The 21,486-nt window shown below is 63.6% G+C and carries 22 protein-coding genes; 7 read left to right on the forward strand and 15 right to left on the reverse strand.

The genetic code is table 11. The features are described from left to right. Positions 1-28: 28 nt before the first annotated feature. The 6 genes from AC4BBN_RS05910 to glyQ all read right to left on the reverse strand — a co-directional run bounded on the left by AC4BBN_RS05910 (position 29) and on the right by glyQ (position 6,462). Positions 29-943: a M48 family metallopeptidase gene (locus tag AC4BBN_RS05910; RefSeq protein WP_490591022.1), complete on the reverse strand. Its 915-nt coding sequence runs from the start codon at positions 941-943 to the stop codon at positions 29-31. A 108-nt stretch (positions 944-1,051) separates the two neighbouring features. Then, positions 1,052-1,837: a M48 family metalloprotease gene (locus tag AC4BBN_RS05915; protein ID WP_490591023.1), complete on the reverse strand. Its 786-nt coding sequence runs from the start codon at positions 1,835-1,837 to the stop codon at positions 1,052-1,054. A gap of 162 nt (positions 1,838-1,999) precedes the next feature. Then, positions 2,000-2,734, reverse strand: a complete 735-nt coding sequence (locus AC4BBN_RS05920; RefSeq protein WP_490591024.1) for a lysophospholipid acyltransferase family protein — start codon at positions 2,732-2,734, stop codon at positions 2,000-2,002. Positions 2,735-2,804: 70 nt separating this feature from the next. Continuing rightward, on the reverse strand, positions 2,805-3,371 hold the full coding sequence (gene gmhB, locus AC4BBN_RS05925) for a D-glycero-beta-D-manno-heptose 1,7-bisphosphate 7-phosphatase (protein ID WP_490591025.1): 567 nt from the start codon (positions 3,369-3,371) through the stop codon (positions 2,805-2,807). A 28-nt stretch (positions 3,372-3,399) separates the two neighbouring features. Next, on the reverse strand, positions 3,400-5,532 hold the full coding sequence (gene glyS, locus AC4BBN_RS05930; RefSeq protein ID WP_490591395.1) for a glycine--tRNA ligase subunit beta: 2,133 nt from the start codon (positions 5,530-5,532) through the stop codon (positions 3,400-3,402). Between the two features lie 12 nt (positions 5,533-5,544). Next, positions 5,545-6,462: a glycine--tRNA ligase subunit alpha gene (glyQ, locus tag AC4BBN_RS05935; protein ID WP_490591026.1), complete on the reverse strand. Its 918-nt coding sequence runs from the start codon at positions 6,460-6,462 to the stop codon at positions 5,545-5,547. 153 nt (positions 6,463-6,615) lie between these two features. Here glyQ and AC4BBN_RS05940 point away from each other — a divergent pair, with 153 nt between their 5' ends. Next, entirely contained in the window at positions 6,616-6,834 is a 219-nt protein-coding gene (locus tag AC4BBN_RS05940) for a hypothetical protein (RefSeq protein WP_490591027.1), read from the forward strand. A gap of 172 nt (positions 6,835-7,006) precedes the next feature. On the opposite strand, the gene AC4BBN_RS05945 is transcribed toward AC4BBN_RS05940, so the two are convergent. The 5 genes from AC4BBN_RS05945 to AC4BBN_RS05965 form a co-directional block, all read right to left on the reverse strand. After that, positions 7,007-8,032: a type II asparaginase gene (locus tag AC4BBN_RS05945; RefSeq protein WP_490591396.1), complete on the reverse strand. Its 1,026-nt coding sequence runs from the start codon at positions 8,030-8,032 to the stop codon at positions 7,007-7,009. A gap of 182 nt (positions 8,033-8,214) precedes the next feature. Continuing rightward, positions 8,215-9,765: an apolipoprotein N-acyltransferase gene (lnt, locus tag AC4BBN_RS05950; RefSeq protein WP_490591028.1), complete on the reverse strand. Its 1,551-nt coding sequence runs from the start codon at positions 9,763-9,765 to the stop codon at positions 8,215-8,217. Next, on the reverse strand, positions 9,765-10,652 hold the full coding sequence (locus tag AC4BBN_RS05955; protein ID WP_490591029.1) for a CorC family transporter: 888 nt from the start codon (positions 10,650-10,652) through the stop codon (positions 9,765-9,767). Before AC4BBN_RS05955 ends, lnt begins: the two co-directional genes overlap by 1 nt. A 122-nt stretch (positions 10,653-10,774) precedes the next feature. Further along, positions 10,775-11,476, reverse strand: a complete 702-nt coding sequence (locus tag AC4BBN_RS05960) for a GNAT family N-acetyltransferase (protein ID WP_490591030.1) — start codon at positions 11,474-11,476, stop codon at positions 10,775-10,777. 116 nt (positions 11,477-11,592) lie between these two features. Next, positions 11,593-12,066: an Lrp/AsnC family transcriptional regulator gene (locus AC4BBN_RS05965; RefSeq protein ID WP_490591031.1), complete on the reverse strand. Its 474-nt coding sequence runs from the start codon at positions 12,064-12,066 to the stop codon at positions 11,593-11,595. Between the two features lie 113 nt (positions 12,067-12,179). Here AC4BBN_RS05965 and phhA point away from each other — a divergent pair, with 113 nt between their 5' ends. After that, complete coding sequence (gene phhA / locus AC4BBN_RS05970; protein WP_490591032.1) at positions 12,180-13,034, forward strand: phenylalanine 4-monooxygenase; 855 nt, start codon at positions 12,180-12,182, stop codon at positions 13,032-13,034. 213 nt (positions 13,035-13,247) lie between these two features. Here the strand turns inward: phhA and AC4BBN_RS05975 are convergent, their stop codons facing one another. Then, the gene (locus AC4BBN_RS05975; protein ID WP_490591033.1) at positions 13,248-14,174 is read right to left on the reverse strand and encodes a LysR family transcriptional regulator; all 927 of its coding nucleotides are present in this window, start codon (positions 14,172-14,174) and stop codon (positions 13,248-13,250) included. 111 nt (positions 14,175-14,285) lie between these two features. Here AC4BBN_RS05975 and AC4BBN_RS05980 point away from each other — a divergent pair, with 111 nt between their 5' ends. Beyond that, complete coding sequence (locus tag AC4BBN_RS05980; protein ID WP_490591034.1) at positions 14,286-15,224, forward strand: dihydrodipicolinate synthase family protein; 939 nt, start codon at positions 14,286-14,288, stop codon at positions 15,222-15,224. A gap of 86 nt (positions 15,225-15,310) precedes the next feature. Here the strand turns inward: AC4BBN_RS05980 and AC4BBN_RS05985 are convergent, their stop codons facing one another. Next, positions 15,311-15,538: a SlyX family protein gene (locus tag AC4BBN_RS05985; protein WP_490591035.1), complete on the reverse strand. Its 228-nt coding sequence runs from the start codon at positions 15,536-15,538 to the stop codon at positions 15,311-15,313. 223 nt (positions 15,539-15,761) lie between these two features. Here AC4BBN_RS05985 and AC4BBN_RS05990 point away from each other — a divergent pair, with 223 nt between their 5' ends. Together AC4BBN_RS05990 and AC4BBN_RS05995 are read left to right on the forward strand one after the other, a co-directional pair. Next, positions 15,762-16,964, forward strand: coding sequence for an ABC transporter substrate-binding protein (locus AC4BBN_RS05990; protein WP_490591397.1), 1,203 nt, complete (start codon positions 15,762-15,764; stop codon positions 16,962-16,964). Between the two features lie 112 nt (positions 16,965-17,076). Continuing rightward, positions 17,077-18,756: an AMP-binding protein gene (locus AC4BBN_RS05995; protein WP_490591036.1), complete on the forward strand. Its 1,680-nt coding sequence runs from the start codon at positions 17,077-17,079 to the stop codon at positions 18,754-18,756. A gap of 21 nt (positions 18,757-18,777) precedes the next feature. Here the strand turns inward: AC4BBN_RS05995 and AC4BBN_RS06000 are convergent, their stop codons facing one another. Then, complete coding sequence (locus AC4BBN_RS06000; RefSeq protein ID WP_490591037.1) at positions 18,778-19,134, reverse strand: cytochrome b/b6 domain-containing protein; 357 nt, start codon at positions 19,132-19,134, stop codon at positions 18,778-18,780. Here AC4BBN_RS06000 and AC4BBN_RS06005 point away from each other — a divergent pair. Together AC4BBN_RS06005 and AC4BBN_RS06010 are read left to right on the forward strand one after the other, a co-directional pair. After that, positions 19,081-20,709: a peptide chain release factor 3 gene (locus AC4BBN_RS06005; RefSeq protein WP_490591038.1), complete on the forward strand. Its 1,629-nt coding sequence runs from the start codon at positions 19,081-19,083 to the stop codon at positions 20,707-20,709. The two genes, AC4BBN_RS06000 and AC4BBN_RS06005, sit on opposite strands and share 54 nt — an antisense overlap. A 4-nt stretch (positions 20,710-20,713) precedes the next feature. Then, entirely contained in the window at positions 20,714-21,109 is a 396-nt protein-coding gene (locus AC4BBN_RS06010; RefSeq protein WP_490591039.1) for a GtrA family protein, read from the forward strand. Positions 21,110-21,124: 15 nt separating this feature from the next. Here the strand turns inward: AC4BBN_RS06010 and AC4BBN_RS06015 are convergent, their stop codons facing one another. After that, positions 21,125-21,460 carry a hypothetical protein gene (locus AC4BBN_RS06015; RefSeq protein WP_490591040.1) on the reverse strand — a complete coding sequence of 112 codons (336 nt, stop codon included), beginning with the start codon at positions 21,458-21,460 and terminating at the stop codon, positions 21,125-21,127. Between the last annotated feature and the right edge of the window lie 26 nt (positions 21,461-21,486).

Consider the following 21,486-nt stretch of genomic DNA (forward strand, 5'->3'; position numbering starts at 1 on the left):
CGGGGGCAGTGGGCAAGCCTGGGGGTGTTCAAGCATCTTCCCATTTGGGAATCTGCACCTGCTTGAGTTGGGCTCGCAACGCCGGGTAGTCTGGCAGGATGGAGCCCACGGTGTCCCAGAAACGCGGGCTGTGGTCCATGTAGCGCAGGTGGCTCAGCTCGTGCACCACCACGTAGTCCACCACCGCAGGCGTGTGGTGCATCAACCGCCAGTTCAGGCGGATGGAGCCGCTGCTGCTGGCACTGCCCCAGCGCGTCGCCGCGTTGGACAGCGCCAGGCGACTCCACTGCACACCTAACTGCGGCGCGTAATGCTGCAGACGTTGGACAAAGTAAGTGCGCGCCTGGCCCAGCATCCACTTGTGGGCTGCCGCACGTATTTGCACAGCGCTAGCTTGCAGGGGTAGGCCCAGGCAAAGCTGGTTGCCCAGCAGGGCACTGCCGCGCCGCAGCGGGTCCAGCACCAGTACCAGGGTCTGGCCCAGGTAAGGCAACTCGGTGCCATGGCGCCAGATGATGCGCGTGGCATGTTGCTTGGCCTGCCGCTCACGCGCCTGCTCCAGCTTTTGCACGATCCAGCCGGCCTTGTCACGCACGGCTGCATCGACCTCGGCCAACGGCACCCAGCGCGGCGCACGCACCGCCAGGCCCAGGGGCCCGACCACAAAACCGATGCTGCGGCGCTTGGCGCGCTGGAACTCGTAGGCCACCAGCGTGTGACCTAGCAGCGCCTCTCGCGTGGCACGCGGATGGCGAAAAGATGGCGTCGCCACGTCCCCATCCACCAAGGCGCCTGTCAATGTACTTGCTATTAATTCAGGAGCTGCCTGCGCAGGATTGGTTTGCGTTAGAGGCATTTTTTTCTTGAGGCGTACGCGAGGCGCCGGCGCGGGCGCTGGCGCAGGGGCAAAGAGATCCAGGGTGAACTGCAGAAGGCTGCGCATAGGGGGCAAAGTTTAGCGTGGCGAGTGGCGCCGCGCCCCAAGCCCCTACGCCCCACGAAAAAAGGCAGCCCAGGCTGCCTTTTTCAGTTGCGCGCTGAGCGCTACGACCTACTTCTTGACTGCCAGCAGATCACGCACGCGGTCCGCGCGGCCCTTGGCGTCGGGATACAGCAGAGCGGTCGCCTTGTCACGCTGGCCTTTGACTGCGAGCTTGCGGAACGCGCGCTCCAGGGACTTGGGGTCCATGCGGTTTTTCTTCAGAAAAGCCAGGCTGTAGTCATCGGCTTCCAGGTCGGCGCTGGGGGTGAACGGGTTCTTCTCCACCTGCTCGCCAATCGCCTGCAAATCAGCGTCGGACAGGTTGTCCAGGGCGTTGCTGAAGGTGGTGACAGTCTTCGCACCGTCAAATGCCTGGTAGGCGGTACGCAGGCGGAGCATGGCCGCGCCGTTCTTCACAAAGCTGATTTCGCGGACCAGCATGGCCAGCAGTTCGGGATCGTTCAGCGTATCCATCAGGCCGCTGTACACGCGGATGGAGCCGTCTGGTGAGGACGTGGCATCGGGTGCAGGATTACGCGAGGGCTTGAAGTTCAGGTTCAGGCCATCTTCGTTCTGCAGTTTGGCCGTCAAGCGGGCCAGGCGCAGCACATAGCGGTCACGCGGACCCAGCGGGTTGACGTTGTCCAGACGGGTTTGCATCTGCACCGCCAGGCTCTTGAGCTCGACATCGGACACGGTGACCACCTTGGGCGCAGCAGCTTCCACGGCCGCTTCGGCAGCGGCACTGGCGGCTGCCGCCGTTTCCGCAGTTTTGCTGCTGGCTTCACCCGATTTGGGAACGGTATTGCACGCCGCCAACAGCAGCGCCATGGCGATCACAGAAAGCTTTTTCATAAGTCGGTGTGGTTGGAAATAGAGAGGGGCAAGGCACAAGCAGGTGCTTGCGCAGCAGACGGTGGAGTGCAGCCTCCAGCGAACGGAAATTCTAGACGCGACCACCCGCGCGCCTGGCCCGTACGCCCTCCAAATGGAGGATAGAAAACCGCCCCGCCCGGCTCAGCGGTAGGCGTCCGGGTCCAGGCGGCGCATCTCGGCTTCGATCCAGGCCTGCACCTCGGCCATCAGCTCGTCCGGGCGCCGGCCGATGCTGGGAATGGGCTTGCCTATGGAAATATCCACAATGCCCGGGGTTTTGATGAAGGCCTTGCGCGGCCAGCATTTGGCGGCGGTTACCGCGATAGGCACCACCGGCACACCGCATTGGATGGCCAGGCGGGTGCCGCCGGTCTTGTATTCGCCGACCTGGCCGCGCGGAATGCGCGTGCCCTCGGGAAACAAGATGATCCAGGTGCCCTGCCCCACCAGGCGCTTGCCCGAGGCCACCATCTTCTTGAAAGCCTGGCTACCCTGGCTGCGGTCGATGTGGATCATGTCCATGCAGGCCATGGCCCAGCCAAAGAACGGTATCCACAGCAGTTCCTTCTTGAACACAAAGGCCAGCGGGCGCGGCATGATGGCCGGCATCACCAAGGTCTCCCAGGTGGACTGGTGCTTGACCAGCAGCACCACCGACGCCTTGGGATCGGTCGGCAGGTTCTCCATACCGGTGACGCGGTTCTGGATGCCCAGGATCGCCGTGCCACTGTCCACCGACAGCTTGAGCCAGCGGGCGCACAGCCAATAGATGCGGGTGGCGCCGGCAAACGGGGCCACCAGCAGCACGAACAGCGCCCACGGCACCACCGTGATCGCCAAAAACAGCATGTGCAGCACGGATCGGATGAAAGGCATGGGTATCTTTTTGGCAGTTGGCGCAGGTTTTATCTGCGCATACAGCTATACAAAATATAGCAAACGGAAATCAGGCCTTGGCGGGTTGCTCGCGGCCGATGACGAAGTTGGCGAAGGCCAGCAAGTCCTGGTGCACCCAGGTACCCACCGGATATTCGGGCGGCAGGCTGGCCTGCCCACGGTAGCAGGCGGCCTTGCCGGTCAACACCAGGTGTGGCTCGCAGCCGGCGGCGATGCCGGCCTGCAGGTCGCGCAGGCTGTCACCCACAGTCGGCAGGCCTTTCAGCTCAATGCCGTAGCGGTCGCCGATCTGCTCGAACAGGCCGGGCGCGGGCTTGCGGCAGGCGCAACCCTCGTCCGGCGCATGCGGGCAGAAGAACACCGCGTCCACCTTGCCCCCGACCATCGCCAGCAGCTTGTTCATCTTGGTGTGCATGGCATTCAGCGCCGCCATGTCGAACAACCCCCGTCCCAGGCCGGACTGGTTGGTCGCCACCACCACATGCCAGCCCGCGTGGTTGAGCTTGGCAATCGCTTCCAGCGCGCCCGGCAGCGGCAGCCACTCTTCCGGCGACTTGACGAAATCGCTGCTGTCGGCATTGATGGTGCCGTCGCGGTCCAGGATGGCGAGTTTCATGGCGTGGGCTCCGGGCATAAACGCAGCTTTACGAGGCCAGCTTGGACAGGTCGGCCACGCGGTTCATCGCATGGTGCAGGCTTTGCAGCAGACCCAGGCGGTTCAGCCGCACGTCCATGGCTTCGGCATTGACCATCACGCCGTCGAAGAACGCATCCACCGGCGCACGCAGTGCCGCCAGGGACTGCAGGCTGGCGGTGTAGTCGCCCGCCTCGAACTGCGCCAGGGCCGTGGGAGCGACTTCTTGCATCGCCGCAAACAGCGCGATTTCAGCAGGCTCTTGCAGCAGCACCGCGCTGACATGGGCATCGACCGCGTCGGCCTTCTTCAGGATGTTGCCGATGCGCTTGTTGGCTGCTGCCAGGGCTGCGGCTTCGGGCAGCGCGGCAAAGGCGCGCACGGCGGCCAGGCGCTTGGGCACTTCGGCCAGGCGCTGTGGGCGCAGGGCCAGCACGGCGTCCACTTCCTGGGCGCTGTAGCCTTCTTCACGCAGGCTGCCGCCCAGGCGGTCAAACATGAAGGTCAGCAAGGCCTGCACCGAGGCATCGCGCCCTGCAGTCAGCTTGTCGCCCAGCACGTCGAACGCGGCGGTCACCAGCGCCGTCACGTCCAGTGGCAGGTTTTGCTCGGTCAGCATGCGGATCACACCCAGCGCATGCCGACGCAGCGCGAACGGGTCTTTGTCGCCAGTCGGCAGATTGCCAATGCCGAACATGCCGACCAGCGTTTCCAGCTTGTCGGCCAGCGCCACGGCAATACCCACCGGGTTGCGCGGCAGGCTATCACCGGCGAAGCGGGGTTTGTAGTGGTCTTCGATGGCGTCCGCCACATCGGCGGGCAGGCCGTCGTTCAGCGCGTAGTAGCGGCCCATGGTGCCTTGCAGCTCGGGGAATTCGCCGACCATATCGGTCACCAGGTCGGTCTTGGCCAGCTGCGCGGCCTGGTCGGCCTGCGCCGCCAGCGCGTCGCCGCCCAACTGCTGCGCAATCGCCTTGGCAATGGCACGGACGCGCTCGACGCGCTCGCCCTGCGAACCCAGCTGGTTGTGATACACCACCTTGCCCAGGCCTTCGACGCGCGACAGCAGCGTCTTCTTGCGGTCTTGGTCGAAGAAGAACTTAGCATCGGCCAAGCGCGGGCGCACCACGCGCTCGTTGCCGCCAATCACCTCGCCGGCGTCGGCTGGGCTGATGTTGCTGACCACCAGGAACTTGTTGGTCAGCTTGCCGGCAGCGTCGAGCAGCGGGAAGTACTTCTGGTTGGCCTTCATGGTCAGGATCAGGCACTCCTGCGGCACGCCGAGGAACTCTTCTTCGAAGCTGCAGACCAGCACATTGGGGCGCTCCACCAGGGCGGTGACTTCGTCTAGCAATGCTTCATCTTCGATAGCACGCACCCCACCACCGATCTGCGCTGCAGCCTCATTCAACTGACGCACGATATCGGCGCGACGGTCGGCAAAGCTGGCGATGACGGCACCGTCCTGGGCCAGCGTGGCGGCGTAGCTGTCGGCGTCTTTCAACACCACAGGGTCCACAGCGGCTTCAAAGCGATGGCCGTGCGTGGTGTTGCCGGACTGCAGGCCCAGGGCCTCCACCGGCACCACGTCGGCCCCGTGAAGCGCCACCAGGCCATGCGCGGGGCGAACAAAGCTGACGCTGCTCCAGCCAGGCAGCGCGCAGCCGCTGGACAGCTGGTAGGTCATGACCTTGGGGATGGGCAGTTTGGCGATGGCTTCCAGCAGGGCTTTTTGCAGGCCTTCTTGCAGCTTGGCTCCAGCCACAGTACGTTCCAGGAACAAGGCCTCGGCCTTGCCGTCCATGGCGCGCTTCAGGCTGGCGACGGCGGAGGCGTCGGCACCCAGGGCTTGCAGTTTTTTGAGCAGCGCAGGCGTGGCCTGGCCATCGGCGCCCAGGCCTACCGCCACGGGCATCAGCTTGGCGGACACGGCCTTGTCGGCAGCAAATGCGGCCACGGCGGTGATGTGCGCGGCCAGGCGGCGTGGCGAGGCAAAGGCGGTGAGTTGGGATGCGGCGCTGGCCAGGCCCTGGGCCTGCAGCTGCTCCAGCAGCACGCTGGCAAAGGCGTCGCCCAGTTTCTTCAGGGCCTTGGGTGGCAGCTCTTCGACAAACAGCTCCACCAATAGATTCTTCACGGTCATGTGCGCTGTCATTTAGGCGGCTTTCTTTTCAATCTGGGCCAGGACTTCCGCAGCCCATTCCTTGGGCGCCATCGGGAAGCCCAGGCGGGCACGGCTGTCCAGGTAGCTTTGCGCCACGCTGCGGGCCAGGTTGCGGATGCGGCCCATGTAGGCGGCGCGTTCGGTGACGCTGATGGCGCCACGGGCGTCAAGCAGGTTGAAGCTGTGTGCGGCTTTCAGCACCTGCTCGTAAGCCGGCAGGGCCAATTGTTCGGCCACCAGGTGCTTGGCCTGCTTTTCGTGCGCGGTGAAGGCGGTGAACAGAAAGTCGGTGTCGCTGTGCTCGAAGTTGTAGGTCGATTGCTCGACCTCGTTTTGCTTGTACACATCGCCGTAGCTCAGGCCTTCGGTCCACTGCAGGTTGTAGACGTTGTCCACGCCTTGCAGGTACATGGCCAAGCGCTCCAGGCCGTAGGTGATCTCGCCGGTGGCGGGCTTGCAGTCGATACCGCCAACCTGCTGGAAGTAAGTGAACTGGGTCACCTCCATGCCGTTCAGCCAGACTTCCCAGCCCAGGCCCCAGGCGCCCAGCGTGGGGTTTTCCCAATCGTCTTCGACGAAGCGGATGTCGTTCTTCTTCAAGTCAAAGCCCAGGGCTTCGAGCGAGCCGAGGTACAGCTCCAGGATATTTGCCGGTGCGGGCTTGAGCACGACCTGGTATTGGTAGTAATGTTGCAGGCGGTTGGGGTTCTCGCCGTAGCGACCGTCCTTGGGGCGGCGGCTGGGCTGCACGTAGGCGGCTTTCCAGGGCTCTGGGCCGATGGCGCGCAAAAAGGTGGCGGTGTGCGAGGTGCCCGCGCCCACTTCCATGTCATACGGTTGCAACAGGGCGCAGCCTTTGTCAGCCCAGTAGGACTGCAGGGTCAAAATGATTTGCTGGAATGTCTTCATGGAGGTCTGCAAAAGAAGAGGCCGCCGGAGGCGGACTGATCTTTGATTTTACGGGGCTGCGAACCTTGGCCCGCAAACCGACTCTGCCAAGTCGGAGGACCAAGCTCCCCACATCACTTACATTTACATACAAATCGCAGAACAGGAGGACGAATGGAGCAGGCAGGCAGCAATTTTGCGTGGTTTATGGCCTACCTGGTCGGCGGTGTCGTGCTGCTGCTGGGCATTGTGGTCTGGGCGCTGGCCATCCAGCACCGCAAACACCAACGCGAACGCCGGGCCGTAGCCAAAGCCTCCAGGGCACGCGCCAAAGCCTGGCGCGAAGGCCGCCCTTCCCCGTCCAAGCAAGTACCGCTTGAACCAAAAAAATAGCCGCTAGCGCACATAGATCGTGCGGTAGCAGCTATTATTTTTAGAGCATTAGCAGCTTCAAAGGCCACCCCTCTCCATTCCAGAGATACCGCGGATCTGGCTCCGCCAGTCCGCAGGTATCGCCCCCTGCAAGGGGGTTGGCGAAAACGCGAAGCGTGGAGCCTGGGGGTGTTCAATACTCCCAGAATATGCGCTGCAGTTCCTTGGTGTCCGAGGTCTTGGTCAGGGCCACCATGGCCAGAATGCGGGCTTTTTGCGGACGCAGGTCGTTGGCGACCACCCAGTCGTACTTGTCATCAGGCTGCTCAGCATTGCGGATGACGAAGCCGTCCGGCACGCGCGAGCTGCGGATCACGATGGCGCCATCGGCACGCACTTTTTGCAGGTAGGGCACGATGCGGTCAGCTACCGAGCCATTGCCCGGGCCGCCGTGCACCAGCGCCTTGATGCCGCTCTTGCCCAGGGCTTCGATGGCAGTAGGAGCAACGCCTTCATAGCCCATGGCGATTTCCACCTGGGGCAGCGAGGTGATGGTGTCGATGTCGAACTCGGAGTTCATGGTGTGGCGCTTGACCGGGGCGCGGAACCAGTAGTTCTTGCCTTCCACGATCATGCCCAGCGGGCCCCACTGGCTGGAGAAAGCATTGGTCTTGATATTGACGTTCTTGCTCACGTCGCGGCCGCTGTCGATGGTGTCGTTCATGGTCAGCAGCACGCCCTTGCCCATGGCGTCCTTGCTGCCGGCCACGGCTACCGCGTCGTACAGGTTCAGCGCGCCGTCGGCCGACAGGGCCGTGCCCGGGCGCATGGAGGCGACCATCACGATGGGCTTGTTGGTGTGTTCCACCAGGGTCAGGAAGTAGGCGGTTTCTTCCACGGTGTCGGTGCCGTGGGTGATGACGATGCCGTCCACGTCGGCCTGCTTGGCCAGCGCGGAAACACGCTTGGCCAGGGTCAGCAGGTTGTCATTGGTCAGGCTTTCAGAAGCCACCTGGAACACCTGCTCGCCACGCACATTGGCCACATTGGCCAGCTCGGGCAGACCGGCGATCAGCTTTTCGACACCGACCTTGGCGGCGGCATAGGTTGCGCTGTTGATGGCCGAAGCACCCGCGCCCGCAATCGTGCCACCGGTAGCCAGAATCACCACATTGGGCTTGGCTGCCTGGGCATGGGCCAAAGTAGCCAGCGCGGACATGGCGGCGATGGCGGTACCTGCAATGAATTTTTCGATCCGGAAATGGGCTCGCATAGAGAAAAGCTCCTGGTAATTTTGCTTATGGAAACACGCCTCAAATCAGAGGTGCCCGATGGTATCGGCGCTCCCACAAAACACTACGCAAGAGCCATGCCTTGTCGGCATAACCCGTCACACAAACGTCATACGCCGGGTTTCCCCCTAGAAGCGCGCCGACCCCATTTCCAAGCCGCAAACCAGGTCAACACACCCAGCAGCCACAGCGGCCACAGCCCGCAGCGCGACACCCACCAAGCGTAAGGAGTAATGCGCCAGCCGCTGGTAGCGTTCAGCCCCCGGCCCTGTACATCGCCCACCAGCACATCGCGGGTCAAGCGCGGCAGCGCCTGCAGTACGCGGCCCTGGTGGTCGATGATGGCCGTAGCGCCGGTATTGGTGGCACGCAGCATGGGCCGCTCGAATTCCAGCGTGCGCATGCGGGAGATGCTCAAGTGCTGGTCCATGGCCAGCGAGTCGCCAAACCAGCCGATATTGCTGACGTTGACGAAGATAGTGGGCGCCTGCGCCGGGTCGATGAAGCGTGCGCCCAACTCTTCACCAAACAAATCCTCGTAGCAGATGTTCGGCGCCAGCCGCTGGCCGGCCACCGGCCAAGATGCCTGGCCCACCGCGCCCCGGTTGAAGTCGCCCAGCGGGATATTCATCATCTGCGTAAACCACTTGAACAGCGGCGGGATGAACTCGCCAAAAGGCACCAGATGGTGCTTGGCATAGGTGTACATCTGCGGCTGGCCGGGCTGCAAGCCGACCACGGCGTTCAGATAGCCATCGCGCGCATTGCCCAGCGGCACGCCGACCAAGGCGGTCTGCCCGCCCGTGGCAAAGCGCTGCAGCAGAGACGGCCAGTAGCCGGCGGGCAATTCCTGCGGCAACATGGGTATGGCAGTTTCCGGCGCCACCACCAGAGGGGTCTGCGCCTGGCCCAGCTGCTGCGCGTACCACTGCAGTGCGATGGGAATGCCGGTGCCGGCTTGGAACTTTTCGTCCTGCGGGATATTGCCCTGCAGCAGGCTCACCGACAACGTGGCCTGCAGGTCGCTAGGCGGCAAACTTAAAGAGCCAGCACCCAGCGCCAGCAGCAGCACGCCACCCAAGCCCCACCACTGCCGCGCCACCAGCCAGGCCGCTGCCAACGCCGCCACCCAGCCCACGCCGTACACGCCCACGTAACGTGCGAACACAGCCAAGCCGTCCAATTGCGCGTAGCCGCCGGCGCCCCAAGGAAAGCCGGTCAACCACTGGCCGCGCGCCAGCTCGGCCAGCAGCCAGGAGGACGCAAAAACAATAGCGCTCAGCGCAGTATTTACGGGCGCCAGCGCCCTAAACCCCGCAGAAGCCAAACCATACAGCAAGGCCAGGGCTGCCGCCAACCCGCCGACCGCCAACACCGCCAGCACCGCCGGCAGGCCGCCGTAGGTGTGCATGGAAATAAACAGCCACCAGAAGGTGCCCGACAGCCATGCCCAGGCAAATAACCAACCGCGCAACCCAGCCTGCCGGGGCGTCGCACTGCCTTGCAGCAGCCAGACCAGTACAGACAGAGAAAGGATTTGCAGCCACCAGAGCGGCTGGCCGTTCCAGGGCGTGGCGATGGACAGGGCCTGTGCCAGGCCCGCCAGCACACACAGCACCAGCGCCACACTGGCGCTGGGTCGCAACAACATGCGGCGCATCAGCCGGAGTTGTCGCCGTCAGCCACCGGAGAGACCTTGAACCAGCGCACCGCACCGCCTTTGGCGTGCAGCACGAGAAAGTTCAGTCCCGCCATGGCGTGGTGTTCGCCGCGCTTGGGCACATGGCCCATTTCATGGGCGATCAGGCCGCCGATGGTGTCGAACGTATCTTCCGGGTCACTACCTGCCAGCTTCACGCCGAAGGCTTCGTTGACGCGGTCGATGGAGGTGTCGCCGCTGACGCGGTAGGTGCGGTCGGCCAGGCCGAAGATGTCGCCTTCGTCCTCGGCGATATCGAACTCGTCTTCGATCTCGCCAACGATCTGCTCCAGCACGTCTTCAATGGTGATCAGGCCCGCGATGCGGCCAAATTCATCGACCACGATGGCCAGGTGGTTGCGGTTGCCGCGAAAGTCACGCAGCAGGTCGTTCAGGCCCTTGGTTTCCGGCACAAATACCGCCGGGCGCAGCAGGGCGCGGATGTTCAGCTCAGGGGCCCGCTGCAGCTTGAGCAGGTCCTTGGCCATCAAGATGCCGATGATGTTTTCTTTTTCGCCCTCGTACACCGGAAAACGGGAGTGGGCGGTCTCAATGACCACGTGCAGCAGTTCGTCAAACGCATCTGCGATGTTCAGCAAGTCCATGCGCGTGGCGGCGACCATGACGTCGCCGGCGCTCATGTCGGCCATGCGGATCACGCCTTCCAGCATGGCGTGGGACTCGGCACCGATGATGTGGTTTTCTTCGGCGTCGGAGAGAGTTTCTAGCAATTCGTCGCGCGAATCGGGGCCGGGATGGATGAATTCGGCCAACTTTTGCAAGAAGCCGCGCTTGTCTTCGCGTTCAGGAACAGCTAAGGACGAGCGCGCGGGATACGGGTCTGACACAGCCTTGGGCGCAGGACGTGCGGTTGTTAAGAAGCCGCTAGGATAGCGGATTGCTGTGAACAAAGGGTAAAACCGGGCAAATACCTCACATTGCCGGCTTTTTGTGCTCTTGGAACGTGTTCTTAGCGCTTGCCCTGGCGCATCGACTGCAAGCTTTCCAGGAAATCCCAGAAATGCTTGGCCTGGATCTTCAAACGGTAATCGGTCTGGGCGAACTGCTCTTCCATGATTTCGGCGATGCGGCTGTCCAGCGTGGCGGGCGGCAGGCGCAGAAAGGCCTCGCTCTCCGTGCCATCGCGCTCCACCACGGCGCCTGCGTTGCGGGCAATTTTCAGCATGGCGGTGTTCTGGCTCAGGGCGTGAACAAATAGCAGCTCCACACCCTCATTGCGCGCATGGATGGTGGCGCGCTCAAACAGGCGCGCACCATAGCCACGGCCACGGGCTTTGCTGCGCACCGACACGCCAAACTCCGCGCAAGCCTTGAATTCAGGGTTCACCGTGTAAGCCAGGTGGGCCATGGCAATCAGCTCCAGGCGGCGGTTGTAGATGCCGAAGATGTCGTCGCGCTCAAAGTTCAAGCCGTCCACATAGGCCTGGATGTTTTGATCCTGCGCCTGGTAGCCGAAGCGCAAAAACCGGTCCTGCGCATCCAGCGCCAGCAAGTGGGCCGCGATGCGCGCACGGTGGCCCTCGCCAAGGGAACGTATGGGCACCAGCACCGAGCTGGCGCCGCCCCCCGACTTTGCCCGCCCAAAATCGGCCAGCAAAGATTCCCGCCCGGGCGGGACAGCCGTCTTCAAAGCGTGGATGGAATCAATCATCCGCGAAATATAAGGGTTTACACCTAAAAACCCAAGCCCACCCGTCTACCCCTTTGCGTCCTGAGGGGCAATTCACCCGGAATATGCCGAATAGTTCCGCCGCCTGGGCCAGCCTCTCACACCGGTAGGGCAGTGGTCACCTTCACATGGTCCAGCACAAAGCTGGTTTTGCAGTCTTCGACGCTGGGGTGCTTGAGCAGGGTGTCCATGATGAAACGCGAGTACGCCTGCATATCGGCCACCACCACGCGCAGCAGGTAGTCCATCTCGCCGGTAAGGGACGCGCACTCCACCACCTCAGGCCAGGTCTGCACGCTGGCGCGGAACACGTCCATAGGGTTGCGCTTGTGGATCTCGGTATGCTTTTCCAGCCGCACGTTCAGGTAGGCGGTCAGGCCCAAACCCACGGCCTCGGGCTTAACCAGGGCCACATAGCGGTCGATCACGCCCGAGTCCTCCAGCCGCTTGACCCGGCGCAGCACGGCGCTGGGCGACAGGCTCACGGCCTCGGCCAGCTGCTCATAGGTGGCCCGGCCATCGGCTTGCAGGCTGCGCAAAATAAGGCGATCTATCTTGTCTAGTGCTTCCATGGCAGCTATTTTGCAGCTTTAGTGCACACCCATGCCTCTCGGAGCACGTATTTGCAACAAAGCTGAGCCGCCCCCGGGCTACAGTTCCCTCACCCGCAACAGGAGACATATTCATGGCCATCGAACCCGCCGTTTACGGCAGCAGCGACCGCCCGCCGCGTGGCGACTATGCGCGCGGCGGCCTGGTGCTGGCCGACTACACCTGCCCGCAAAACTACGCGGCCTACACCGCGCAGGACCACGACACCTACCGCCAGCTGTTCGAGCGCCAGTCCGCCCTGGTGCCCGGCCTGGCCTGCGATGAATTCATTGCCGCCCTGCCCTTGCTGGGCGTGAAAGACCGGATTCCGCGCTTCGAGGAAATCAACGAGCGGCTGCGCCCGGCCACCGGCTGGGAGGTGGTGGCCGTACCCGGGCTGATCCCTGAGGTGCCATTCTTCACCCTGCTGGCGAACCGCAAGTTTCCGGTGACGGACTGGATACGCACGCCCGAGGAGATGGACTACATCGTCGAACCGGACGTGTTCCACGACATGTTCGGCCACGTGCCCCTGCTGTTCAACCCGGTGTTTGCCGAGCACATGCAGGCCTATGGCGCGGGCGGGCTGAAGGCGCATGGTCTGGGCGCTTGCGAACAGCTGTCGCGCCTGTACTGGTACACCATCGAGTTCGGTCTGGTGCGCCAGGCGGACGGGCTGCGGGCCTACGGCGCGGGCATCCTCAGCTCCTCCGGTGAGCTGCAGCACAGCGTACGCAGCGCCGCGCCGCAACGCCTGCTGCTGGACGTGCTGCGCTGCATGCGCACCCGCTACAAGATCGACAGCTACCAGCAGACCTACTTCGTCATCGACAGCTTCCAGCAGCTATTCGACCAGACGGCGCCCGACTTCACGCCGCTGTACGCCCAGTTGAAGACGCTGGCCGAGCTCGCGGCCGATGCGCGCACGGCCGACGACACGCGTATCTAGAGCGCTTGCGGCACGGAAGGAAGTGGGAGCCGTTTGAAGATGCCGAAACCCCAAGAGGTCTTCATATCTATGGCTTCAGGTAGCTCTATCAAAACGCAGCACTCAACCGATGGATACCCCAGATATTTCAAACTGAAACCGTTGGAGGAATGACCCCGACAACCGCGCCCAGTACAAGGCGATCTGGGGCAAATAAAGCCCCTGCCTCGCGCCTCAGGCAACCGGGCGCAGCATCTCGGTAAAGCGCTGCGCCACGCCCGTCAAGGTGCCGCTGGCCCGTGTGACGATGCCGAAAGGCTGCGTGCGCGAGGTCAGCGTGATGGGCAGAATCTTCAGCAGCTTGTGTGCCTTGAAGAACTCGCACACGTCGCGCGGCAGCAGGGCCACCAGGTCCGGGCTATTGCGCAGCAGCACCACGGTGGTGAACGTGGAGGCGGTTTCGATCAGGTTCGCCGGCAGGGCCTGGCCGGCGTCTCCCATTTCGCGCTCCAGCAGCGAGCGCAGCGGCATGCGGCTGGGGTAGACGATCCAGTTGTAGGGCGCCAGGTCTTTCAGGCCCACGCTGCGCATGCGCGCCAGCGGGTGGGCCAGGCCGGCCACCACGCACAGCGGCTCGTCACGTAGCGGCTCGTAGCGGTACATGTCCGGCCTGGGGCTCACGGCCACGCGACCCAGTACCACCTCCAGCTGGCCCTGGTCCAGCATGTGCAGCAGGCGCGCGCTGGTGTCTTCCACGATCTCTATCGACACATCGGGCTCCTCCTGGCGCAGCTGGCGGATGGCATTGGCCAGCAGGTCGGGCACAGCCCCCATGATCACGCCCACCTGCAGGCGCCCGCCGCGGCCCCGGCGCAGATTAGCTACCTCCTGCACCATGGCGTCCACGTCGGAGCGCAACAGCCAGGCGTAGCGCACCACGCAGCGGCCCAGCTCGTTGGGTGCGATGCCGGAGCGCGAGCGGTCAAACAAGCTGCCGCCCATCACACTTTCAATTTCCACCAGCGCCTTGCTGGCGGCGGACTGTGTCATCGACAGGCTGCTGGCGGCCTTGCGCAGCGAGCGGTGCTGATCCAGGGCGATCACCAGGCCCAGCTGTTTCAAGCGCAGGCGGTTGAGTACGGAATGGGTGGTGGTGGCCATGAGAGGAGTGCCTGGGTATAGTCGTAAAAGCGATCACATTATGGAAAGAATTCTATCGACAGCCCCCAGACCGCACACTACATTCGGGCCCACAACTACCCGAGCGAGACCATGACCCCAACATTCACCGCATCCACAGCACGCTACCGTGGCGTATTCCCGGTGGTCCCCACCACCTTCACCGAAGACGGCCAGCTGGACCTGCCCAGCCAGCTGCGCTGTGTGGACTTCATGATCGACGCGGGCTCTACCGGCCTGTGCATCCTGGCCAACTTCTCCGAGCAGTTCGTGCTATCGGACGAAGAACGCGAAGTTCTGACCACCACCATCCTCAAGCATGTGGCTGGCCGCGTGCCGGTGATCGTCACCACCACCCACTTCGGCACCCGCGTGTGCGCCGAGCGCAGCCGCCGCGCCCAGGATGCCGGCGCCGCCATGGTGATGGTCATGCCGCCCTACCACGGCGCCACCATCCGCGTGTCCGAAGAGCGCATTTACGAGTTCTACGCCAGCCTGTCGGACGCGATCGACATCCCCATCATGATCCAGGACGCACCGGTCAGCGGCACGCCCCTGTCGGTAGCGCTGCTGGCGCGCATGGCCAAGGAGATCAAGAACGTGGCCTACTTCAAGATTGAAACGCCCGGCGCCGCCTCCAAGCTGCGCGAGCTGATCCGCGTGGGCGGCGATGCCATCGAAGGCCCCTGGGACGGCGAAGAAGCCATCACCCTGCTACCCGACCTGGATGCCGGTGCCACAGGCGCGATGACGGGCGGAGCCTACCCGGACGGCATCCGCCGCATCATGGACGCCTACGCCGCAGGCCGCCGAGAAGACGCCGTGGCCGAATACACCCGCTGGCTGCCGCTGATCAACTACGAAAACCGCCAGGGCGGCATCCTGACCGCCAAGGCCCTGATGAAGGCCGGCGGCATCATCGACTGCGAAGCGCCGCGCCACCCCTTCCCGGCCATGCACCCCGAAGTGCGCAAGGGCCTGATCGAGACCGCCCAGCGGCTCGACCCGATGGTGCTGCGCTGGAAGGCGTAAACCTCGGCTTGCTACGTTTTTAGTAGCTTCTAGCGCAGGTAATACCTGCGCTAGCGCCTGATTTCCTTAAAATTTAGCCGCAGGCGTCAGTAATGCGGCGGCAACTCGTCGCGCAGGCTGCGCGGCGCGCCCAGGCCACCGTCGGTGGAGGGCTGCTGCAGGCGGGCGATCTCGCGCACCAGCAGGTCGATCTGCTGCTGTTGGCGCACCACCACCTGGTCCAGCTGCTCCAGCAGGTGCTCGGTATAGCTGAGCTTGATTTCCAGGTCGGTCAGGCGCTGGTCTTGCGCATCGGTATCTTGGTGGGTTTCCATAAGCCTATTGTCTCCGCGCACCTGTTGCTATCAAAAGCAGAGCTTTCAGCGCAGGCGGGCATTGCACCAGAAGCACTTTTCACGCTCTTCTTTCGCAGATCCAGCCCGCAATTGCTTGCCGACCTGGAAACAAAATGTTGCAATACGCAGCATTTTTCTTGCCCCAACTACCCCCCTGCCTATGCAAAAACTCTCCTCGATTGCCGGCGTCTCATACCATTACATGACCGCCTCACTGGTGGTCGCAGCTGTGCTGGCGACAAGCTCATCATGGGCCCAGCAGACCATCAAGATCGCCAATATCGTAGAGCTGTCGGGCGCGGGCGCCACAGCGGGCACCAACTTCAAGAACGGGGTGGAGCTGGCGGTCCAGGAGATCAACGCCAATGGCGGCATCCTGGGCAAAAAGATTGAAAGCAGCACGGCAGACACCCAGAGCAACCCGGGCATCGCCAAGGGCTTGACGCAAAAAGCCATAGACAACAATGTGTTCGCCATCTTCGGGCCGGTGTTTTCGGGCTCCATCATGGTCAGCATGGCCGAGAGCCGCCGTGCCGAGGTGCCCAACTGGACCGGTGGCGAAGCCGCCGGCATCACCCAGCAGGGCAACCCGTATATCTTCCGCACCAGCTTCACGCAGGCCACGGCCATGCCCAAGGTCGCCACCTACATCACCAAGACCAGCAAAAACCTGGCCGTGCTGTATGTGAACAACGACTTTGGCAAGGGCGGGCTGGACATGCTGAAGAAGGCGCTGGCGGGCTCGCCCACCCACATCGTGGCCGAAATCTCCACCGAGTCGGGCCAGCTGGACTTCTCTGCTGCCGTGATCGCCGCCAAGCAGTCGAATGCCGACGCACTGTTCGTCTACACCAATGAAGAGGAGTCCGCCCGCGCGCTGCGCGAACTGCAAAAGCAGGGCTGGACCAAGCCCATCATCGGCGAAACCACGCTGACCGGGCAGAAGGTGATTGAGCTCGCAGGCGACGCGGCCAACGGCGCCATCGCCCACGTGGGGCTGACGGTGGACGCGCCCATTCCCACCGTGCGCGCGTTCAACGCCAAGTTCGAGCGCGAGTACAAATACGTGTCCGACCACAACGGCATGAAAGGCTACTCCGGCGTGTACGTGATGAAGGCGGCCATCGAGAAAGCCGGTGTGTTGGACCGCAAGGCCGTGGCCGCAGCCATGAAGGGGCTGAAGGTCAACACCGACCGCTACCCCGGCGCGCTGATGTACACGGAGTTCGACAACAAAGGCGACCTGGACCGCATGAGCTTCATGGTGCAGGTGAAGAACGGCAAGCAAACCGTGGTGGATTTTGTGCCGCCTCTGCCCAAGGACAAAGGAATTGCTGCCGCGCCCGCGCCGGCTATGGCCCCGTCCGCCCCCAAGGCCGGCGGCAAGCCCGCAGCCAAGCCCTGAGCGATAGCGAGGCCCATGTCGCCCAGGCGACGCGGCCCCGCCTCGCACTAGGACAAGCCCGGTAACGCCGGCGAAGCAGGCGCTCCAGAATGGTCTCCATAAGGAGCAATGCATGGAAAAGTGCTGGTTGAAGAGTTACCCCGACGGCGTGGAGCACGACATCGACGTGCACCAATACAGCTCGCTGGAGCAAGTGCTGAGCACCTCCTTCAAGCAGAACGCCGACAAGCCCTATTCCGTCTGCATGGAGCGCTGGATGCACTACGGCGAGCTGGACACACTGTCCACCGCCATGGCCGCCTGGCTGCAAGCACAGGGCCTGGAGCCCGGCGCCCGGGTAGCCATCATGCTGCCGAACATCCCGCAGTTCTCAGTTGCCATGGTGGCCGTGCTGCGCGCCGGCTATGTCTGCGTGAACGTGAACCCGCTGTACACGCCGCGCGAGCTGGAGCACCAGCTGAAGGACTCGGGCGCCACCACCATCGTGATCCTGGAGAACTTCGCCCGCACGCTGGAAGAAGTGGTGGGCCGCACCGCCATTAAGCACGTGGTCCTGACCCGCATGGGCGACCTTCTGGGCCTGGCCTATGGCAGCCTGGTCAACTTCATGGTGCGCCATGTGAAGAAGCTGGTGCCGGCCTACCGCCTGCCCAGCAGCGCAACGCTGCGGGTCACCGCATTCAACATGGCCCTGGCAGACGGGCGCAAGCTGCCCTTCAAATCGGCCCACTGCAGCCTGGATTCCACCGCTTTTCTGCAGTACACCGGGGGCACCACAGGCCTGTCCAAGGGCGCCATCCTGACGCACGGCAACATCGTGGCCGCCATGCTGCAGACCGAGGCCTGGTTCAAGCCGGCTTTGAAGCAAGTGGGCGAAACCCACAAGGTCAACTGCATCATGGCGCTGCCGCTGTACCACATCTTCGCGCTGACGCTGTGCTTCATGGGCATGCGCCTGGGCTCGCACATGACCCTGGTGCCCAACCCACGCGACATCGGCGGCTTCATCCAGGTGCTGAAGAAGCGGCCATTCCACCTGCTGCCGGCTGTGAACACGCTGTTCAATGCCTTGCTGCAGCACCCCGATTTCAAGACAGTGGATTTCTCCAGCCTGTGCGTGTCCCAGGCTGGCGGCATGGCGGCCTCGGAAGGCACGGCGCAGCGCTGGATGGAGGTCACAGGCTGCCCCATGATTGAAGGCTGGGGCATGAGCGAGACCTGCGCGGTCGGCACCAACAACCCGGTGCTGAGCAAGACATTCAGCGGCAGCATAGGCCTGCCCCTGTCCAGCGTGGACATCGCCATCCAGGACGACGACGGAAACACGCTCCCCATCGGTGCCGCAGGAGAGATCTGCATCCGGGGCCCCAACGTCACCATAGGCTATTACAACCAGCCCGAGGAGAACGCCCGGGCCTTCACCGCCGACGGCTATCTGCACACCGGCGACATCGGCACGCTGGACGCACGCGGCTATGTGCGCATCGTGGACCGCAAGAAGGACATGATTCTGGTCAGCGGCTTCAACGTATTCCCCAACGAGCTGGAGAACGTGATCTCGCTCTGCCCTGGCGTGGTGGAATGCGCTGCCATTGGCATTCCAGACGAACGACAAGGCGAATCCATCAAGGTGTTTGTGGTGAAAAGCGACCCTGCATTGACCGAGGCCGATGTGCTGACCTACTGCCACAAGCACCTGACTGGCTACAAGCAGCCCAAGTCCATCGAGTTCCGTGACGCACTGCCCAAATCCAACGTGGGCAAGATCCTGCGGCGCGAGCTACGGGCTTAGACAGCCCAGTGCGCAGGCACCTCAGCGGGGCCACATACGGCGCAGCAGGCCATCTTTCAGCACCCACTGGTGCCACAGCGCCGCAGCCGCATGCGCCCCCGCGACGACCAACAAAATGTTGGCGACCAGGCCATGCAGCTCCACCGCACCATGGCGCAGGGCTTTGTTAGCGGGGTCGAAAGCAGGCACAGCGCAGTGCCCGCTTCTAGCCCCCAAAGCAGCGATGCGGCACTTGGGCCCGCTGGTTAAAATCGCAGGTTGCCTGCCTGGCCATAGCAGCCCGCTCACACCCGCGCAGCGCCCCGTTTTTCTCTGGAACCCACCTTGTCTTACGCATCTGAAACCCGCCGCCGCCGCACGTTTGCGATCATTTCCCACCCGGATGCGGGTAAAACCACGCTGACCGAAAAGCTGCTGCTGTTCTCGGGTGCAATCCAGATCGCAGGATCGGTGAAGGCGCGCAAGGCGACACGCCATGCCACGTCTGACTGGATGGAAATTGAAAAGCAACGCGGTATTTCGGTGGCGTCGTCGGTGATGCAGATGCTGTACCGCGAGCACGTGATCAACCTGCTGGACACCCCCGGCCACAAGGACTTCTCGGAAGACACCTACCGCGTGCTGACCGCCGTGGACTCGGCCCTGATGGTGATTGACGCGGCCAACGGCGTGGAAGCGCAAACCCGCCGCCTGATCGAAGTTTGCCGCCAGCGCGACACACCCATCATCACCTTCGTCAACAAGATGGACCGCGAAGTGCGCGAGCCGCTGGACATTCTGGACGAAATCGAACGCGAACTCGGCATGCCCTGCGTGCCCATGACCTGGCCAGTGGGCCAGGGCAAGAGCTTCGGCGGCATCATGAACATGCGCACGCAAACCATGACGGTGTTCGACTCTGGCAAAGAGCGCCTGCCACAGGAATTTGAAACCATTGCCCTGAGCAACCGCGACGAGCTGATCAAACGCTTCGGCGCTGAATTTGAAACCGCCGAGCAAAGCATGGAACTGGCCGCCGGTGCCTCCCCCGCCTGGGATCTGGAGGCCTTCCTGGCTGGCAAGCAGACGCCGGTGTTCTTCGGCTCCGGCGTGAACAACTTCGGGGTGATGGAAGTACTGGACGCGCTGGTGGACCTGGCGCCCTCGCCCCAGTCCCGCACCAGCACCACGCTGGTGAACCGCCAGCCCGTGGTCAAGGAAATCCAGCCCGAGGACAAAGCCTTTGCTGGCGTGGTCTTCAAGGTGCAGGCGAACATGGACCCGGCCCACCGCGACCGCATCGCTTTCGTGCGCATGGCCTCCGGCAAGTACACGCCGGGCATGAAGCTCAAGGTGCAGCGCACCGCCAAAGAGCTGCGCCCCACCAGCGTGGTGACCTTTCTGAGCCAGCGCCGCGAAGCGGTGGACGAAGCCTACGCGGGCGACATCATCGGCTTCACCACGCATGGCGGCGTGCAGCTGGGTGACACCATCACCGACGGCGCCAGCCTGCAGTTCACCGGCCTGCCCTTCTTTGCACCCGAGCTGTTCATGACAGTGATTTTGAAGAACCCGCTGCGCACCAAGCAGCTGCAGCAGGGCCTGGCCCAGCTGGGTGAAGAGGGCGCCATCCAGGTGTTCCGCCCCGACGTCGGCGGCCCCATGCTGCTGGGCGCCGTGGGCCAGCTGCAGTTTGAAGTGGTGCAGCACCGCCTGAAAGCCGAATACGACGCCGACGTGCGCCTGGAAAGCTGCCAGTACACCGGCGCCCGCTGGATCACCGCCGACACCCCGGCCGAGCTGCGCAGCTTCACCGACGCCTACCCCCTGCGCATGGCCCACGACGCGGCCGACACGCTGGCCTACCTCTGCACCTCGCCCTACGACGTGCGGCTGGCGCAGGAACGCTTCCCGAAGATCCACTTCCACCCGCTGCGCGAGCACGCCGGGTTGGCGCTGCAGACTGCGGGTTAAGCCCGTGCGCGCCCTGCCCCCCTTTCTGCGCTTTTGCGTGGTCGGCGTCATCGGCCTGGGGGTGGACCTGGCGGTGCTCTATGCGCTGGCCTGGGCCATGGGCTGGTATGCGGCGCGGGTGCTGTCGTTTATCGCGGCGGCCACGGCTACCTGGTGGCTGAACCGGCGTTTTACCTTCCAGGCTGACGCGTCTGCATCCGTGTGGCAGCAGTACCTGCGCTACATGGTGTCGATGCTGGGCGGCGCGGTGCTGAACTACGCAGCATATGTGGCAACTTTGCACTGGATCCACATACCTGGCCAGGCTGCGCTGGGCGTTGCGCTGGGCAGCTGTGCTGGCCTGGTGTCCAACTACCTGTCGGCACGGCACCTGGTGTTCAAACAGCGCCGTCAGTCTTAGAACGTATTTACGTTCTTAACGCTCCACTTGTAGCGTGGAGTCGCAGCCTATGCCGGCGGCAATCCAGCGCCGGGCCCAGCGGCCTAGCCAGGGCGCAGCCCAGAGCATGCGCGGACCCAGCACCTCGGCGGGCTGGCTGATGGCGCCGCACAGATAACGCGCCTGGCCCTCATCCCAGCGCAAGGCCGCACAGGCGCCTGTGCGCCGGCCCGACAGCAGAATACCCAGCGGACATGGCGCCGATAGGCAGCACACACCACAACCATTGCAGGCCGTACCCAACGCCGGCTTCTGCGGCGCCTCGGGATGGATGTGCAGCACCTGCCATGCATGTGGGGGAGGACGGGACATACGCCATTGTGACCCCAGCGCACTCG

The organism is Rhodoferax sp. SPJ21 (assembly GCF_058216335.1).

Coding starts and splice junctions, on each gene's coding strand:
- AC4BBN_RS05910 (WP_490591022.1), bottom strand. CDS start 943: ATGCGCAGCCTTCTGCAGTTCACCCTGGATCTCTTTGCCCCTGCGCCA.
- AC4BBN_RS05915 (WP_490591023.1), bottom strand. CDS start 1,837: ATGAAAAAGCTTTCTGTGATCGCCATGGCGCTGCTGTTGGCGGCGTGC.
- AC4BBN_RS05920 (WP_490591024.1), bottom strand. CDS start 2,734: ATGCCTTTCATCCGATCCGTGCTGCACATGCTGTTTTTGGCGATCACG.
- gmhB (WP_490591025.1), bottom strand. CDS start 3,371: ATGAAACTCGCCATCCTGGACCGCGACGGCACCATCAATGCCGACAGC.
- glyS (WP_490591395.1), bottom strand. CDS start 5,532: ATGACCGTGAAGAATCTATTGGTGGAGCTGTTTGTCGAAGAGCTGCCA.
- glyQ (WP_490591026.1), bottom strand. CDS start 6,462: ATGAAGACATTCCAGCAAATCATTTTGACCCTGCAGTCCTACTGGGCT.
- AC4BBN_RS05940 (WP_490591027.1), top strand. CDS start 6,616: ATGGAGCAGGCAGGCAGCAATTTTGCGTGGTTTATGGCCTACCTGGTC.
- AC4BBN_RS05945 (WP_490591396.1), bottom strand. CDS start 8,032: ATGTCCGCGCTGGCTACTTTGGCCCATGCCCAGGCAGCCAAGCCCAAT.
- lnt (WP_490591028.1), bottom strand. CDS start 9,765: ATGCGCCGCATGTTGTTGCGACCCAGCGCCAGTGTGGCGCTGGTGCTG.
- AC4BBN_RS05960 (WP_490591030.1), bottom strand. CDS start 11,476: ATGATTGATTCCATCCACGCTTTGAAGACGGCTGTCCCGCCCGGGCGG.
- AC4BBN_RS05965 (WP_490591031.1), bottom strand. CDS start 12,066: ATGGAAGCACTAGACAAGATAGATCGCCTTATTTTGCGCAGCCTGCAA.
- phhA (WP_490591032.1), top strand. CDS start 12,180: ATGGCCATCGAACCCGCCGTTTACGGCAGCAGCGACCGCCCGCCGCGT.
- AC4BBN_RS05975 (WP_490591033.1), bottom strand. CDS start 14,174: ATGGCCACCACCACCCATTCCGTACTCAACCGCCTGCGCTTGAAACAG.
- AC4BBN_RS05980 (WP_490591034.1), top strand. CDS start 14,286: ATGACCCCAACATTCACCGCATCCACAGCACGCTACCGTGGCGTATTC.
- AC4BBN_RS05985 (WP_490591035.1), bottom strand. CDS start 15,538: ATGGAAACCCACCAAGATACCGATGCGCAAGACCAGCGCCTGACCGAC.
- AC4BBN_RS05990 (WP_490591397.1), top strand. CDS start 15,762: ATGACCGCCTCACTGGTGGTCGCAGCTGTGCTGGCGACAAGCTCATCA.
- AC4BBN_RS05995 (WP_490591036.1), top strand. CDS start 17,077: ATGGAAAAGTGCTGGTTGAAGAGTTACCCCGACGGCGTGGAGCACGAC.
- AC4BBN_RS06015 (WP_490591040.1), bottom strand. CDS start 21,460: ATGTCCCGTCCTCCCCCACATGCATGGCAGGTGCTGCACATCCATCCC.